This window comes from Fructilactobacillus sp. YLN 2507, from assembly GCF_059614085.1.
The window spans coordinates 1,131,812-1,148,207 of record NZ_CM184303.1 but is presented as its reverse complement, the minus strand read 5'-3'; the positions used below and the strand labels follow the sequence as shown (position 1 = coordinate 1,148,207).

At 35.0% G+C, this 16,396-nt stretch carries 16 protein-coding genes; 3 read left to right on the top strand and 13 right to left on the bottom strand.

The window, feature by feature from the left end; all coding sequences use genetic code 11:
* Positions 1-46 precede the first annotated feature (46 nt).
* Both AC0GLY_RS05980 and AC0GLY_RS05975 read right to left on the bottom strand, forming a co-directional pair.
* Entirely contained in the window at positions 47-892 is an 846-nt protein-coding gene (locus AC0GLY_RS05980) for a DegV family protein (protein WP_496611261.1), read from the bottom strand.
* A gap of 165 nt (positions 893-1,057) precedes the next feature.
* Positions 1,058-1,573, bottom strand: a complete 516-nt coding sequence (locus AC0GLY_RS05975) for a hypothetical protein (RefSeq protein WP_496611260.1) — start codon at positions 1,571-1,573, stop codon at positions 1,058-1,060.
* Between the two features lie 163 nt (positions 1,574-1,736).
* Between AC0GLY_RS05975 and AC0GLY_RS05970 the strand changes: the two genes are divergently transcribed.
* Complete coding sequence (locus AC0GLY_RS05970) at positions 1,737-2,642, top strand: alpha/beta hydrolase (protein ID WP_496611259.1); 906 nt, start codon at positions 1,737-1,739, stop codon at positions 2,640-2,642.
* A 34-nt stretch (positions 2,643-2,676) separates the two neighbouring features.
* On the opposite strand, the gene AC0GLY_RS05965 is transcribed toward AC0GLY_RS05970, so the two are convergent.
* The 7 genes from AC0GLY_RS05965 to AC0GLY_RS05935 all read right to left on the bottom strand — a co-directional run bounded on the left by AC0GLY_RS05965 (position 2,677) and on the right by AC0GLY_RS05935 (position 10,705).
* Positions 2,677-4,596 (bottom strand): M13 family metallopeptidase, encoded by a 1,920-nt coding sequence (locus tag AC0GLY_RS05965; RefSeq protein ID WP_496611258.1) that lies wholly within the window; start codon positions 4,594-4,596, stop codon positions 2,677-2,679.
* A gap of 106 nt (positions 4,597-4,702) precedes the next feature.
* A complete protein-coding gene (locus tag AC0GLY_RS05960) occupies positions 4,703-5,404 on the bottom strand; it encodes a VIT1/CCC1 transporter family protein (protein ID WP_496611257.1) in 702 nt (233 codons plus the stop codon).
* 12 nt (positions 5,405-5,416) lie between these two features.
* Positions 5,417-6,106: a VIT1/CCC1 transporter family protein gene (locus AC0GLY_RS05955; RefSeq protein WP_496611256.1), complete on the bottom strand. Its 690-nt coding sequence runs from the start codon at positions 6,104-6,106 to the stop codon at positions 5,417-5,419.
* A 136-nt stretch (positions 6,107-6,242) separates the two neighbouring features.
* Positions 6,243-7,379, bottom strand: coding sequence for a DUF3290 family protein (locus tag AC0GLY_RS05950; protein WP_496611255.1), 1,137 nt, complete (start codon positions 7,377-7,379; stop codon positions 6,243-6,245).
* A 59-nt stretch (positions 7,380-7,438) separates the two neighbouring features.
* Positions 7,439-7,888, bottom strand: a complete 450-nt coding sequence (locus AC0GLY_RS05945) for a Fur family transcriptional regulator (RefSeq protein WP_496611254.1) — start codon at positions 7,886-7,888, stop codon at positions 7,439-7,441.
* A 68-nt stretch (positions 7,889-7,956) separates the two neighbouring features.
* Positions 7,957-10,308, bottom strand: coding sequence for an ATP-dependent DNA helicase (locus AC0GLY_RS05940; RefSeq protein ID WP_496611253.1), 2,352 nt, complete (start codon positions 10,306-10,308; stop codon positions 7,957-7,959).
* 55 nt (positions 10,309-10,363) lie between these two features.
* Positions 10,364-10,705, bottom strand: coding sequence for a hypothetical protein (locus AC0GLY_RS05935; RefSeq protein ID WP_496611252.1), 342 nt, complete (start codon positions 10,703-10,705; stop codon positions 10,364-10,366).
* Positions 10,706-10,920: 215 nt separating this feature from the next.
* On the opposite strand from AC0GLY_RS05935, the gene AC0GLY_RS05930 reads away from it, so the two are divergent.
* Together AC0GLY_RS05930 and AC0GLY_RS05925 are read left to right on the top strand one after the other, a co-directional pair.
* Positions 10,921-11,895 carry an asparaginase gene (locus AC0GLY_RS05930; protein WP_496611251.1) on the top strand — a complete coding sequence of 325 codons (975 nt, stop codon included), beginning with the start codon at positions 10,921-10,923 and terminating at the stop codon, positions 11,893-11,895.
* A gap of 15 nt (positions 11,896-11,910) precedes the next feature.
* Positions 11,911-13,080, top strand: coding sequence for a hypothetical protein (locus AC0GLY_RS05925; RefSeq protein WP_496611250.1), 1,170 nt, complete (start codon positions 11,911-11,913; stop codon positions 13,078-13,080).
* Positions 13,081-13,124: 44 nt separating this feature from the next.
* Here AC0GLY_RS05925 and AC0GLY_RS05920 read toward each other — a convergent pair whose 3' ends face one another.
* The 4 genes from AC0GLY_RS05920 to AC0GLY_RS05905 form a co-directional block, all read right to left on the bottom strand.
* Entirely contained in the window at positions 13,125-13,595 is a 471-nt protein-coding gene (locus tag AC0GLY_RS05920; RefSeq protein WP_496611249.1) for a universal stress protein, read from the bottom strand.
* Positions 13,596-13,608: 13 nt separating this feature from the next.
* On the bottom strand, positions 13,609-14,118 hold the full coding sequence (locus AC0GLY_RS05915) for a YbhB/YbcL family Raf kinase inhibitor-like protein (protein WP_496611248.1): 510 nt from the start codon (positions 14,116-14,118) through the stop codon (positions 13,609-13,611).
* Positions 14,119-14,201: 83 nt separating this feature from the next.
* Positions 14,202-14,696, bottom strand: a complete 495-nt coding sequence (locus AC0GLY_RS05910; protein ID WP_496611247.1) for a hypothetical protein — start codon at positions 14,694-14,696, stop codon at positions 14,202-14,204.
* Between the two features lie 61 nt (positions 14,697-14,757).
* A complete protein-coding gene (locus tag AC0GLY_RS05905; RefSeq protein WP_496611246.1) occupies positions 14,758-16,377 on the bottom strand; it encodes an APC family permease in 1,620 nt (539 codons plus the stop codon).
* Between the last annotated feature and the right edge of the window lie 19 nt (positions 16,378-16,396).

Here is a 16,396-nt window from a genome sequence, read left to right as displayed (position 1 = left end):
TGTACTTAATATACCACTATTTAACACAGAAAAGATTACTAAACGATTAGTATTGGTCGTTATAAATAATGGCAAACCCAGCTGGACCAGCGTGGGGCATTAAAGAGGGACTAACGTAGCTAATTTCGGTATTAATATCAGGACGGGCTTCTAGAATTTTGGCTGCAATTTTACGAACTTCGGTATCATCATCGACATAGGGTAATCCGACGTCCTTGATGTTGGGATTGGAAATCACATCTGCAACAACTTGGTCTTCTATTTTTCGTAATTGCTTTTTCCCACGACACTTATATTTGAATTGAAAATCATTATTTTCTAATGTAATGACTGGTTTTAATTTAATGATTGAAGAAATAAAGCCGACTGCTTTACTAGCTCGACCACCCTTTACTAAATAATCCAAATTATTAATGAATAGGTAAACTTTCGTATTAGGAATTAGATTTTCAATTCGTTGCATAATAGTTTCTAAGTCAGCTCCAGCCTTGACTAGTTGTGCAGCTCTTAGGACTAAAAAGGCAGTTCCACGAGCAGCAGAACCACTATCAATGACCTTAATTGGATTGTTAAATTGTTGAGCAGCTACTTTAGCAGTAGCACTGGTTCCGCTTAGGACTTCAGCAATGTGAATCGAAATAATTTGAGCATCAGGATCATCATCAATAATAGCTTGATAAGTGCTCACAAAATCACCCATGCTGGGCTGACTAGTAGTAGGAAATTCGGTTTTTGTAGCTAAAATATTAGAAAATTTTTCGGAACTAATATCGATTTGGTCTTTATAGGTTTTTCCTTCAAACAGAACCTGCAAAGCTACCATTTTGATTTGATATTTTTTAATTTCTTCATTAGTTAATTGCGTTGTGGTATCTGTTACAATATGAATCATAATTTTTCTCCTTAATTACACAAACTTAGTTAGTTTAAGTATAGGAGTTAAAATTACTTGAATTATGAACTAGCGAAGATTAATTTTATAAAAGTGATTGAACGGGGATTTATAGACAATCGGAAAGGTTACAGATTTAAACAAATGTAAAATAAAAAAGAAGTTCTAATCTTCTTTTTTAGAAATTTTATTTGAAATAATATTAGTGGCAATGCTTTTTATGAAACGTTGATGACGCTTCTTACTGCAAAGATAATCAACGTATTGATTACCTGCAAAGAAACAACAAGTACAAATGATAAAGGTTCCTAAAATTGCAAATTCACCCAATTCGAATTTTTCTAAGGCTTCGTAACTAGATGCAATTGCATTTAAAAATCCAGCATAGGAAACAAAATACCATGCAAGTCCTTTATTGTAAAAACTATAAAAGTTTTTTAAATCTTTTTTATTTAATGAGAGATTGATCAGTTGCTGGTTTGCATTTTTCTTATAATAGTGAAATAAAAAAGGCGGAAATAGCCAATAAATGAAGGGGGCCTTTTTTCTTTTTTCGGTACTACTTTGATACTTAGCAAAGACTGTATTTGATTCCATAAGTTCCATTTTACCCTGGTAAAGGGGGAAAATAAATAAAAGCCAATCTGCTATGAAAGCACAAATTACAGTAAATTTTTCCATGATAAAAACGCTCCTTTGATTTAGTTAATAACCTTATTAAAACTGTTTTTTGGTATAATTGCAATTTTATTTTGCTTACTGATAGCTCCCGACATAAAATTCAAATATGTTATGATAGAAAGCGACGGAGTTCTTAAATTAAACGTAAAAAGGTGATAATTAAGTGAGTAAAGTATTTAACAAAAAAGATTTTTTTGTCCTAATTGTTGGAATTTTGGCAGTTATAGTTGGATTTGTTTACGTTCAATTCGGTGCCGGAGTTGATCAAAGTCCCAAAGTAGTTAATTATCAGCAACCAATTATTTTTGTTTCTGACCAAAACAAAACCTCTAGTGCGGCACAACATTTAGTTACCACTACGAGTCGTTCTGGTGGATCTGTTGCAATGCATGTGGATGTTTATGAAGATGGGACCATCCAATATTTGGCTAACAAAAACGTAAAACGGGCAAAACAACCAATTATTGAAGTTAGTTTTAGTGGGCAAACTAATACTACCAAGGATCAAGCTGCTAAACTACGAGAAATATTAACTCATTTAAATCATAAATATGGTTATAAAACGTATGATGCAATCGGTTTTGGAGCTGGAGCATTAACGGTTTATGATAATGCGGTAACTTACGGAGCTAAGAAAAACAAAATGAGTCTGAGTCACTTCATTTCAATTGCTGGACCGTATCAAGGTGTGATAGCAGATCATCCCAGCAATCATCGGATTGGACCCAGTCATAAACCTAGTCATTTAACCAATTTACAGATGCAACAAAATCAGGCAATCATGAATCAACAAGCCACTAATAGTCGTTTTCCAAATTATGCTGATTTGAAGAAAAAGTCAGGTAATTTAGACGAAAATACTCAGGTTCTTAATATCTATGGAGTTTTAAATGCTAATGATAAATCAGATGGGCGGGTTAGTGAACAGTCAGCAACTTCACTTAAACATTTAGTTAAACCTGATAATTATCAATCACTTCGGTTAACTGGACCTTATGCACTACATTCTAATATTTTAGATAATCAAGTTTCTGAACGTTTAGTAAATCGTTTCTTATTTAATGAATAAAAAAATTCCTCATCCAATGGATGGGGAATTTTTATTACCAAATTTTAACTCTTTTTTCAGGAGCTAGATACATCTGATCATTTTTAGTAACGTCAAATGTAGCATAAAAATCATCTAAATTTTTAACTTGAACGGATGCACGAAGAGGGGCAGGCGCATGCACATCAATCGAAAGTAATAATTGTTGGTATTCAGGGGTTGCTTTCATCCGCCAAATTCTTGACCAATTAATAAAGAAAGCAGTTAAATCAACGTCAGCTTCTCGTTTAGCAGCTGCTTCGGCACAGCTAAGTCCCCCAGCATCTGCAATGTTTTCTGATACGGTTAGCTTACCATTTACTTTGCCGCCAGCAAATGGAATTCCATTGAATTCGGAAATCATTTGATCGGCTAAAGCTTGAAAATGTTCATGATCAGCTTTGGTCCACCAATTGTTAAGGTTACCGAATTCATCAAATAAAGACCCATTATTATCAAAGGCGTGGGAAATTTCATGGGCAATCACGGCTCCAATTCCTCCATAATTAGCACTAGATCCTTGCTTCAAACTATAAAATGGAGCTTGTAAGATGGCAGCTGGAAAAACAATAATATTCTTAAAAGGATGATAGTAAGCATTGACCGTTGCGGCACTCATTTCCCATCGTTCACGTTCAACAGGTTGGTTCCACTTTGCAAAGGTAGCTTGAGTTGCAATTTTGTTAAAATTCATCACATTGTTTAATAATGAGAGCTTTTCATCAACGTGGAATTTACGGTAAAGGGGGTCAACTTGATCAGGATAACCAACTTGAATTCCGAGACTAGTAAGTTTTTTAAGAGCCATTTTTTTAGTTTCAGGACTTAACCAATTGTTATTTTCTAAGCGGTTTTTGTAAACATCAATCATATTTTCGACCATGTGATGGACATCTGCTTTGGCCTTTTCACCAAAGTATTTATGACCATAATAGTCACCCACAACTTGATCAAATGTTCCAGAAGCTAAGTAGTAGGCAGCTTTTGTTGGATTAGTGGCAGCTTTTTTACCGGATAAGGCACGACTATAGGTTCCGCCGACTTGTCTGAATTCTTCACTAAGAACGGAACTATAACCCTTAACGGTTTTAACTAACATCCATGCTTTCATCAAATCGAAGTTTTCAAAAGTTAAAAGTTCAGATAAGTTTGAAAAATATTTGGGCTCAGTAACGATTACTGTATTAGGAACTTCACCGACTAATTGATTGATGGCAGCTTTTAAGTTTAAGACGGTAGTTGAACTAGCTAATTCATCAGTAGTTTGGGGATTGTACATTTTACTATAATCAGCTGCTTCTTCTGCAGATTTAACGTTTGGTACAATTAATTTATCAAATTTTTTCGCTTTTTCAACTGTTTCAACGGCTTCAGTATGCTGATAACCAACCATTTCTAATAGTTTAACGTTCATGTCAGTGAAAATTGGCATTAATTGGTCATAGGCTGGATTATCAGCTTCATAATAAGTCTTATCAGGCATGAAAAGAGCAGGACCACTTGCAAATAAAGCATTTAATTTAGCGTTTTTCATGTCAGGATCAATGTCAAAATTAAAAGGAGTAGGAAGACCACTTAAAATCCAATCAGAAAGTTGATTATTAAGATCATTGTAATTATGAAGATTTTGAATTCGTTCAATTAATGGGAGAAGTGGTTTAGCACCTTCGTCATTTCGGCGACTAAAGTCTTCAGCCATTTTGTAAAACTTAGTATATTCAACTAATTCTGGAGTCTTAGCAGGTAAGGTTCCGTTTGCTAAAGCAACTGAGTCATGCATTAAGGTTTTATCAATATCGTCAACCAAATCCATGAATCCACCAACGGAAGCATGATCATCAGGAATAGTAGCCTGGTCAATCCATGCTCCATTTACTGCTTCATAAATATCTTGTTTAATTGCTTTTTTATCAACGGAAAATTCAGCTTTTGTCATAATTATCAAATCCTTTCAATACTTGTTATTAATAGTAACAAAAAAACTACACCAAAGTAACTTTGACGTAGCTAATTTATAAATTAAAATTATTTTTATCTGTTTATTAAAAAAAGCTTCCGAAAATAATCCCTACGAAATAGTGAATAAACATCGTTAAGATTCCGACAATTACGTTTCTGATAATTGCAGTTTTGATGATTCCTCGTCCTAAAATGGCACTAAAGTAACCAGTCAGAGCTACAGCAATTATAACAGCAATAATTGTTCCGCTCCATTTAAATTCAGTTGGCAGTAAGGTCATTGCTAATAATGGAAGTGATCCACCTAAAGCAGCTGAAATTAATGAAGAAAAAGCTGCTGACCAAGGACTCATGTAATGGCCAATTTGCATATCGTATTTTACTGAAACCATAGTTTGAAGGGCATTTTTACTTAATAAATCATCGGCAATTTCACCAGCAGTAGCTTCTGAAATTCCACGTTCCATGTAGTAATTAACTACGTCTTGGCGTTCCCCTTTAAAGTTTGTATCAAGTAACTGATCTTCTTCTCGAACCGCTGATTCTTCAGTATCACGTTGAGAACTAACGGATGCATATTCGCCACCTGCCATTGAAAAAGCACATGCCAATAAATCTGCTAACCCAGCGATGAAAATAGTATAGATATCGGTGGTAGCTACACCAACTGAGAATAGAACTCCAACAACGGTTAAAATGCCATCGTTAGACCCAAGCACTCCAGCTCGAAGATTATTTAGACGTTCGTCCATGGTTAATTTATGATGTTTTTTAAATAATTTCATGACTTAATCCTCCTAGGCTATCATGCCAACTAGTACTCCGACCGAATATGTAACGGACATGGTAACAATACCAGAAATCACGTTTCGCAATACCGAATGAGTTTTGTTAGCTTTGCTTAAAATTGCAGCGAGATAACCAGTAATTGCTAAAGCAATAATCACAGCGATAAAAGTTGTTGCGATGTGCAGGTTTTTTGGCCCCACAAAAATTGAAATGAGTGGAAGAAGTGAACCCAGAGGAAATGATATTAAAGAAGCAAATGCCGCCGCATAGGGACTTGTAAATTTACTGGGATCAAATGAATAACGTTCCCGTACTGCTGTAGTAAGAGCATTGTTAGTCATCATTTCAGTGGTTGCTTTATGAGCTAATGTTTTAGCCATTCCAGTAGCAATATATTTTTTTTCAACAAACTCAAATTCACCTTGAAAATCATCTTTCAAAGCCTTTTTTTCAGTAGCAACCGCTTTTTGTTCGGAGTCTTTTTGACTATTAACTGAAACATATTCTCCCATTGCCATTGAGACACTTCCAGCTAACATACCGGCTAATCCAGAGACTAAGATAGCCCAATTGCTAGTAGAAGCTCCTGCAACTCCTAAAACGATTCCCGCAATTGATAAAATTCCATCGTTTGCACCCATTACACTAGCCCGTAAGACGTTAATTTTTTGAGCCAGCGACATTTTTTTCTTTTTCATAATCAGAACTCCCTATTTATAATTATTCTAATTTAGAACACTATCTTATTTTACCTTAAAATTTAATTGTAGTAAATACTAAATTTAAATGAATATAAAAAACCATAATCGTAATGATTATGGTTTTTATCTTAAATTACTTTTTATCGAAAATTCGATTTTTAGAAGGGTAGTTTACAATTTCTAATTTTTTATCATTCATTTGGGCTAAATAAACGTTTGAAACAGTTATATGGCGTGCTTTTAGCATTGCTAATAATTGTTCCTCAGTTAACCCTTCTCGCTTTAAGGCAGAAGGGTTTAACTGTCCGTCAGAAATTAAAGGGTAACGCACTGAATCGTTGTCATAAGTATTAACGGTTAGTTGTCCATTTTGTTCTAAAGTTGCATTTCGTACATCTTTAATATCATTAATTCCATGAGTTCGCAGTTTAAACATTAGTTCACTAGCGGTTACTCCATTTTTGAGAGCCCGACGGACATTGACTATTCCTCTTGAAATTAGGACCTGTGGGCTTCCATTAATTAATTTATTTAAAGTATTATTTTGGGAAGTTAGAAATTTAATTGCAAATACAATTACAGACCAAATTAACATAATTACAATGAATTGGAGGTTAGTAATTTGAGAATTATAAATGGTACCCCCGATAATTCCCCCAAGAATGTAATTTTGAACTTGATCAATGGCATTAGAAGGGGCTAGATTTCCCTTTCCAGATAAGTTAATTTGCAAAACAATTGTAACTAAACCAACGATAAATTTTAAAGCAATATCCCAATAATCCATATCACCGGCCTGAGAACCTGAATTTGTCCAATTAAAGTCAGCTTCTTTGATTCGATGAGGATCATTAACTAACGCGGCTTTGGTTAATGAATAACTTGATTGATCATTATTAAAATTAACGGTATAATATTTTTTTCCAATTTGGAGGGTCATGCCATCTGAGAGGGTTGTACTACTTGAATAAATTTGATTAGGTGAGGTGTGATGATCTTTAGCTACCTTTTTAATCAGTTGGACAGTTTGGCTGGTCTTGCTCTCTGAGTTTTGTTGATCAATTAATCTACCAGCTTGCATTGCTATAATGAGGGCTCCAATCATGGAAACCAAAATAAAAAGCGTCCGAAAGCGAGGATTATTTTGGTTGCGATAGTAAAAAATCCCGCTAATAATCATTACTAGGGCAATGAAAGCAGTTAAAATTGAATAAAAATACGTTGTCAAGTTAAAACTATGTTCAACATATTGTAATGAGTAAAGGTTCATTAAAAAGCTCCTCGAAATTTTGCAATAAAAAACCCACGATTATTAATCGTGGGAATTTACTACTGATTGGCTAACTTTGCTTGGCATTCTTTACAAATACCATGAATCGAAACACTAGAAACTGTGGGCTTGAAGCCAATTGCTCGAGTTTCTTCTTTAAGTTTTTCCTCGATTTTAGTAAATTCGGGGTTGTCAATGTCAATAATTTTATTACAGATGTCACAAGCAGCATGTAAATGAGGATGATCATAAAAATCGTACCGATATCCACCATCAACACTAGGTAATTCAATAATTAAATTTAATTTTTTGAAAAGCCGTAAATTATTGTAAACAGTTGCCATACTTAAATTAGGAAAAGTTTTATCTAGCACATGAAAAATAGTTTCAACGGTTGGATGATTATCGTTTTCAATTAAGTATTTTAAAATTATTTGTCTTTGTGGGGTAATTCGAACATTATTCTCTTTTAAACGTTCCATTGCCTCATCATAACGTTTATCAGTCACTATTTTGCCTCGTTTCTTAAATCTAATTGTTAATTTTAAAATGATTTAAATTGGTAATTTCAATAATATTAGTTCAATTGCCAAAAGTGCTTAACAGAATCGTTTAGCTCAGATAAATTGTGCACTGTAGTACTACTATACCACGATTTCGGGAAAAAGTCATGATAACGATTTGTTAAAAAACGGTTATCCATTAATAAAATAATTCCATGATCTTTGGTGCCACGAATTAGTCGACCAGCAGCTTGAAAGACATTATTTAAACCAGGTATTTGATAAGCATATTCAAATCCATGACCATTTTTTTCATCAAAATAATTTCTAATTAAATTGGTTTCAGGATTTAATCCCGGTAAGCCCACGCTGACAATTCCCACGCCAATTAATTTATCACCAACCAAATCAATGCCTTCTGAGAAAATGCCGCCTAGTAAGGCAAAACCAAGTACAGGATCAGTTTCAGGTTGTTCAAACGCCGACAAAAACTGATTTCGAGCTTCATCACTCATGGTTGGTTCCTGCTTAACTAATTTAACGTCTGGATATTTTTGATGGAAAGCATCAAAAATAGATTGTAAATATTGATTAGAAGGGGCAAAGATTAAGTAATTACCGCATTTTCCGTCAATTAAAGTTTTGATTGACTTAACAATTTTAGAGAGACTTTGTTCTCGATTATGGTAACGAGTATCGATATAAGAAGACACTAAAATTGCTCGTTTTTTTTCATCAAAGGGGGAATCTAATTGATACTTTAGACTATCAGTTTCATCTCCAAGCACGGAACGGTAGTAATCCATGGGTGATAGTGTGGCGGAAAATAAGATTGCCCCACCACCTAAATTTAACGTATCAGCTAAAAATGGACTGGGATCCATACAAAATAGGCGGACGGTAACTCCGTAATCATCTAACAAAACACGCAACCGATAGTTAGGTCCAAAAAATTCATTGATTTTAACATAGTTAATACACTGAAAAAAGTATTCTAAAACTATCTCATTATTTTTTGATGGCTCCGCTTTGGCAAGCCATTTGCGTAATACTTTAATTAGATTATTAACCGCTTTAGTAAACTTTTCATTTTCTTCTAAAAAATCGGCTTGATTTTGTTGCTGATCTTTTAATGGTTTTGCAATTGCATTAAAAGCTCGTTTGAGACTTCGTAATTTGGTTAAAATTGGTTTATTTTCTTCAGGATGCTCATTAAAAATTTCAATTAAAGCTTTAATTGGAGCAGAAGTTAAATCAGTTGAGTACATGTCACGGGAACGATCAACTAAATTATGGGCTTCATCAATTAAGAAGAAATTGTCATGATTTTCGACTTCAAAATAACGGGTTAAGTGAACCCGTGGATCAAAAAGATAATTATAATCACCAATGATTACATCACAAAACATACTGATATCTAATGAAAACTCAAAAGGATCAAGTGTATATTGATGAGCATATTTTTCAATAATTGGACGAGTAATTTGATGTTCCTGTGTCAGTATGGCCTTTAGAGCAGGCTTAAGCCGATCGTAATAGCCAATCATATAGGGATTTTGTTCGGGAGCTAAGTCATTTTCTTCTTGGAATTTGATTTTATCTTTGGCAGTTAAAGTAATGCTATGCAACCGTAAACCGGATTCGCTTAGCAGCGCAATTGCTTCTTCAGCTACTCGTCTGGTTGATTGTTTGGCAGTTAGATAAAAAACTCGTTCAGTTAATTGATTACCCATGGCCTTAATTACTGGAAAAAGGGTTGAAATTGTTTTTCCAGTACCGGTAGGAGCTTCGGCAAATAAATGCTTATGATATAAAACTGATTTATAAACTACGGTGGCTAATTCACGTTGTCCTTTACGGTACTTTCCAAAAGGGAATTTAACGGCTTGAGCGGATGTGACCCTGTCCTGAGTTAGATCATCTTGCAATTTAATCCATTCTTCGTATTCATCCATTAAATCCATGAAAAAATCTGCTGCATCGGATTGAGTAATCGTTTGTTCTTTATGGGTAATAATTTCGTCGGGGGTTTGGACATACGTTAATCTTAAGTTAACGTTCGTAATTTCTGGATGAGCTTTCATCAATAAGTGGGCATAGACTTTGGCTTGGCCCCAGTACAAGGTTAGTTTATTCTGAGATAAATTTTCAAATTCAAGATCTGAAGTTTTAATTTCTTCAATTTCAGCTGATGAGTCATGGATAATAACCCCGTCTGCTCGGCCGTCCACGGTAAATTCGTGACCATTTAATGTTTCATTAGTGGACAAGTAATATTCAGCTTGATAATCTTTGGACCGATTTCGCTGTAGTTTTTGATGAATTCGAGTTCCGGCCTGTGCGGTATTAGTACTATTCATAGAAGTGTTGAGGTCTCCACTTCGCAATATAAATCCCACTAAATCACGAACACCAATTTTATTCATAAGGTTTCACCTGTTTCTGCTTTCAAAATAAAAAAGCAACCGAAGTCAGTTGCTTTTATGCCTCAGCCCAATGATTTAGTTTTTCAGGATGTTTTCCTAGATAACGCATCGCTTCAGTAGTTAATTTATTTACATCGTCCTTAGTATCAGCGGGTTCAACATGGTAAAAATTACAAACAAATCCCTGTGCGATGGCCTCATATTTTTGTTTGCGTCCATAACCAGCATCATTAAAAAGTTGATCTAATCCACTAAGATTATCTTTTCCAGCTGCATAAACTTGCTGAGCAAGATCTGGTACTGGACCTAAGATGGTTTTAGCATACGTAATTAAAAAATCGTTCATATCAATGATAATATCTTGGCGTGCTTGTTTTTCAATTTTTCTATTTCCCATTATTTTCACCTCAGCTCTATTTTAGACTAGATGGCGTTGAATTGAAAACATGATGTTAAAGATGATTATTTTGTAAATCATTGTGATTGCTTGCTTTAACCAATTATAAAAGATAGCTTACTTAAAAGAAAATATTTAGTTAGAATAACTGCTTGTGAATATGTGATGTGGTAAGATTAAAGGTAAACATTTAGAACGACTAGGAGTAATTTAAAATGAAAAACATTTTGGCAATTCATACTGGCGGAACCATTTCAATGTCACAAGATGAAAAAGGAGGAGTAGTTCAAAACGACGAAAATCCAATTGATAATAATGACATTTTAGGGCTTCGTGATATTAATGTGATTAATGATGAATTAATGAACTTACCTTCCCCTCAAATGACGCCAACCACAATGCTTAAAATTACTAATCGGATTAAACAAGCAATTGCAGAGGGCGTTGATGGAGTGGTTGTAACTCATGGAACTGATACTTTAGAAGAAACAGCTTACTTTTTAGACTTAACGTTGCCAAATACCATTCCAGTAGTAGTGACTGGGGCGATGCGTTCTTCCAATGAAATTGGTGCTGATGGAGTTTTTAACTTTAAATCTGCGATTCAGGTTGCTGCTTCGGATGAAGCACAAAACAAAGGAGTACTAGTCGTTTTCAATACGGGAATTTATGCGGCACGGTTTGTTACTAAGACCCATACGACGAGTGTGGATACTTTTAAAGATCCAATTTATGGGACGTTAGGAACGGTCGATCATGACCAAGTAAGCTTTGCTCAGCAGTTAATTGGAAGTGAATACACCGCTATCAATCAGGTAATTGATGGAGTATTTTTATTAAAAGCGTATGCTGGAATGACAGATTCCTTATTTAAAGCATTGGATAATGACCAAACAAAGGGAGTGGTTATTGAAGCAATGGGTGCAGGAAACTTGCCCGCACTTACTTTGCCAGCTATTCAAGCACTGTTGAAACGCAATATTCCAATTGTGTTAGTTTCCCGTTGTTTTAGTGGTTCAGCACAACCAATTTATGCGTATGATGGTGGTGGAATTGAGTTACAAGAACTAGGTTTGATTTTTTGTACCCAATTAAACGGTCAAAAAGCACGTATGAAGTTAATCGTGGCACTTAGTTGTGGAAAAAAAGGGCAAGAATTGAAAGATTATATGGCTAATGCACTTTCTTAGAAATCGAGGATAAGATTGGAATATTCACAAAAAACACAAATTATTAATAATCTTCGTTATTCCATTGAACACCACACTTTGGTGAATGTAATTCAACTGGAATCATCAATTTTTTACACTGGAATGGTAATGGGAGTTGATAATAACGGTACAATTTTGAGTACGTATACTGAGGATGGGCTCAGCAATGGGTTTGTTTATATTGATTATAACGATATTTTTGATGTGGATTTTTACAGTGAAGATTTGACTAAAATGGATGAACGAATCCATATGGCTCATGATTTACGTTTGATTTCGTCAGATCAACCAGAATTGAAACTGAACGATAAAGTCTCTTTATTAAAACAAGTTTTAGGAAATGCGCTAGTTTATCAACAACCGATTTTACTAATTAAAGCAGATGGTAAGATGATGGAAGGCTTTGTTTCTTCGCTTGGTTATAATCAAGTGGAATTAACGACTTTTGATAAGTTTGATAGTAGTAATTTGAACCATACCAAGATGTTACTTCACCAAATTAAATTAATTGAATTTTTAGGTCAAGAATTGAATTTGTTAAGCCAATCGAAAAAAATATTAATGACGAACCATGTTGAGTCACAAGATATTGAGGGTAATCTAGAAATTTTTGCTGCTCTTCATCGGGCCAAAGAAAGTGGACGTCGGATGATTATGATTCCAAAAATTAATCCAGAATTATTTTTCATTGGGCAGGTTCGAGCTGTAAATGCTGATTCAGTTGTTTTTGCAGTAGTCGATATGAATGGTCAATTTGGTGGCTATGAGTTAATTCGGCTAACTGAGATTAGTCGTTTAGAGTTAAAGAGCGACTATTTAAGGCTTATTAATCACTTTGTAGCCATCAACATGGCTCAAGGAACTTTTTTGCAACCACTTTTGAATAATGAACGAAGTTTTGATAGTACCGTCGATATGTTTGTAACTGTAGTTAATCAAGCAATTAAATTTAAGCGTTTTTTACGAATTAAATCTAACGAAGGGAATACTTATTTTGGCGTCCCCTTTAAGTTTGATAAAGGAATAGTTTCAATTCGCTATATTACAAAAGACAAGCCTGCAGAGCCTCAATTAATTGAATTAGCGTTAAGTGAAATTGACGAGTTAGCTTTTGATTATTTAGATGCTTTTCTTTCGAAAAAAAGAATTATGGGAATGGACTAAAAAAGAACGGAGACCGATCGGTCTCCGTTCTTTTAATTTAGATTTTAATCAGTAATTGGTTGATTTTTGAGATTTGTACGTACAATCATCACGTCACAAGGGGCATGACTGTTGACATAGCTAGCAGTTGAACCAACTAAAAGACGTTCAGTTGTATTTTTACCAGTGGCACCCATCATGATTAAGTCCGTATGATAATCTTTTGTAAAATCATAAGTAATTACATTTCGTGGATTACCAAACCGCACATGCATATGAATATTTTTAAGCCCAGTTTTAGTGGTGATTTTTTTGATTAAGTCTTTGAGATAAGCAACTTCATCATCAATCATCTGAGTAATAGCATCTCCACTTAAGACGCCATAAGTAAAACCAAATGAGGTTGTGTTAATAACGCTGACGACATCTAATCGCCCCTCATTTCGAATGGCAACCTCAGCAGCTTTAGCTAAAGCTGCTTCTGAGTATTTGGAACCATCAACAGGAACAAGAATTCTTTGGTATTCGTTATCCATAATTTTTCTCCAATTAGTTTTTAACTGGCAAGCTGACGTTTGCTTCTGCTAAAACGTGACCCTTGCTAGCTAGTTTTAATTCATTAAGCCAAAAACCATCTTTTAAGTTTAATTTTTGGTCTAAAGCATACATAGTTAAGTGGTAATTGTGAGGCTGGTCTGGAGGAGTTGGCCCAACGTAATGTTCATTAACTATTGGATCTTGTACATTTATTAATTGGCCAGCTAAACTGTTATGACCCAGTGTCATCGAAATAGATTCTTCATGACTGGCATTTTCTGGAATAATGGTGATGTTGGGGTCCAAATTAGCTGCCACCCAATGAATATAGGTGAAACCACAAACCGGAATAGCATCATCATCGGTCAAGATTAACGCTAATGATTTTGCTTTAGTCGGAACTCCTTCAATGTTAATTGGAAACGAGATGTAGGGAAGGCCATCAATTTTGGCAACACTATCTGCATGTTTGGTATAACGGTCTGGTAGCCAGCCGTTGTTTAAGGGAACAGAAATTTTCATGATGTTTTTCCTCCTAAATATATTATAAACTAACTAATTTTGAACACGAAAAAAGAAGCCTCAAATAGAGCCTTCTTTTTTGATTATTTGGTAAAAGTTAGTACGTAATATCCCTGGCTGTTTTGATTAACAGTCCAATAGTTATATCCAACTGCTGTCCAATCTGACTTAGTAGCATTTGCCCAATTTTTAGCATCTTGGAGAGAATTAAAGATATGGGGTTCAGCAAAACCGGCATCATCATCAGTTTCTGATGATGGGCTTTCGTTTTTAGCTGGTTCACTTATTGGAGCTTCATTAGTAGTGGATTTACTTTGACTTTTACTAGTTTTGGAATTATTAACATTAGCATTACTACTATTAATTTTTTTAGCAGTAACAGGGGTTTTTGGAGCTTGATTGGAAACTTGCTGACTGTTATTTAAAACATATCGAATTCCAAAAGTTAAAATAAGTACAACAATGACTAACCCTAAAATCCAAGGCCAAATGTGTGGCCGACGTTTTCGTTTAACTTGAGAACGTTTAGGGGTAAAATCATATCTTTGGAATCTAGTGTCTCGATCTTGATTATTCATAATGACCTCGATTCCCAAAAAATGGGAGCTTAGTTATAGAAGAAACTAATACATAACTATTTTAATTGTTTTTTACCTTATTGTTAACTGATTTAGCATCTTTCATTTCACTTGTTTCTTGATAACTGTGGACACCCCAGTAATAAAATCCAAGGGATACCACAATAATTACTAGAAAATCATATGGGTAATGAATCCAGTTTTGACCACCAAAAGGAGTTGATCCGATGTATGAAAAGGCGGCCATAAAGGCTAAGTAGCAGAGCATCCACAAACTACCTTGCAGTTTTTTCTTAGAGTTTTTCCAGTTTAATTTGCCTTCATAGAAAAAGTAGAATGGGAGGCCTAAAGCAATTACAACAATCACTTCCATAGTAGTTGGCCACATAGCCCAGTAAATTGCTAAACTAGCTAAAATAAAAGCTAGTGGGGCGACTACTTTAGCGAAGTTAATGGTAACGGGACGTTTAAATTCAGGAGCATGTTCTCTTAATGCCATTAAGGTAACAGGTCCCGTTGCATAAGCAATTAATGTTGAAGTAGAAATAACACTTGCCAAGACAGCCCAGTTCTTAAAGACTGAAACTAAAATACAACTAATTAACCAATTAGCAATCATAGCAATTCTGGGAGTTCCCCATTTTTTATTAATCTTACCTAAAAACTTAGGCATATGTCCACCTTGGGTCATAGCAGCTAATGTTCGACTAGTTGAAGCAACAAAGGAAACTCCAGTTCCAAATGGTGAAACAAAGGCATCTAGATAAAGTAGAATTACTAACCAGTTAATGTTTAACATAATAGCTAAATCAGCAAATGGTGATTCGAAGTTAATTCCGTGCCATCCGTGTTTGGCAAGCATGTTTGGATCAATGGCTCCGATAAAAGTAAATTGGAGCATAATGTAAATTACAATGCTGGCCAATAAGGCAATTACGATTCCCCGCCAGATGTTTTTCTTGGGGTTAGTAATCTCGTCACCAACATTGATGACGGTTTGAAAAGCATTATAAGAAAAAATAATTCCAGAAACTGTGGTAGCAGCAAAAATTGGAGCTGTTCCATAGGGTAAGAAACCACCAAAACTATGATTAGTAAAGTTTCCAGGATGAAATCCAGTGATTAGAAGCATAATAATAGTTACTGAGGGAACTACTAGTTTGAAAATAGACGTTAAACTGGTAAATCGTGTTAGTAAGTTAACGGACCAGTAGTTTAATAACGTGAACACCAAAATGAATAAGAAGACTACCATCAGACCTTCGGTAGTTACCGTTCCATTGGCGACAAAGTTATGAGTCCAATTAGCCCATGACCATGGCCAAGAGCTCATGTATTGGACAGCAGCCACTGCTTCAATTGGAAGTAAGGTTACTAAGGAAACCCAGTTAGCCCAGGAGGCAATAAACCCAAGTAATGGGCCATGAGTATAGCCAGCGTACTTACTCATTCCCCCACTTTCAGGGAACATGGTTCCAAGTTCGATGTAAATATAAGCGATGATTCCGATGACAATTGCACCGATAATCCAGGAAATGATGGCAGCTGGTCCTGAGATTTTTGATGCTTCCCAAGCTCCAAAGAGCCAACCTGATCCAATGATTGAACTTAAAGCTAACATTACGACACTGAACAAAGACATTTTTGGCTTTGCTACCTCGGTATTGTTATTTTGAGTCATATATATAAAATATTCCTTC